The following is a 467-nucleotide window of genomic DNA, read 5'->3' as shown; positions in this document are numbered from 1 at the left end:
TGCGACAAACGCGGATGCGATTGATGCAGTTGTTACGGATGCCACAGCACAAAACTTGGCTAACGCAAAGGACTGGGCGACAGATGAGATTAATGGTTTGACGAATCTAGATGATGCGGGCAAGAAGACCTATACAGATCAATTACCAGGTGCTGCAACGGTTGAAGCAGTTGAACAAATCGTTGAGGACGCACGCAACGCCAAGAGCACTGATTTAGATGCTGCGAAGTCTGACGCAACGGCGACCATCGATGCGATGAAGTATCTGACGGACGAGGAGAAAGCCGACTATAAGCAACAGGTATCTGACGCCACAACCGCGGATGCCATCGACGCAATCGTAACTGACGCAACCGCAAAAAATTTGACGAACGCAAAAGACTGGGCGACGACAGAAATTAGTGGTTTGACCAACTTAGATGATGCGGGCAAGCAAACTTACCTCGATCAATTGCCAGATGCCACAA

Annotated in this window: 1 protein-coding gene; it reads left to right on the top strand. The window is 49.3% G+C overall.

Annotated elements, in window-relative coordinates; genetic code table 11:
- Positions 1-467: GA module-containing protein (locus WEIDD23_RS12255; RefSeq protein WP_197458901.1), on the top strand; the 467-nt coding region annotated here is incomplete at both ends.

Source organism: Weissella sp. DD23, assembly GCF_001579105.1.
GTDB lineage: Bacteria > Bacillota > Bacilli > Lactobacillales > Lactobacillaceae > Weissella > Weissella cibaria.
Note: the sequence above shows the minus strand (reverse complement) of the source record. Positions and strands in the feature narration are given on the sequence as shown.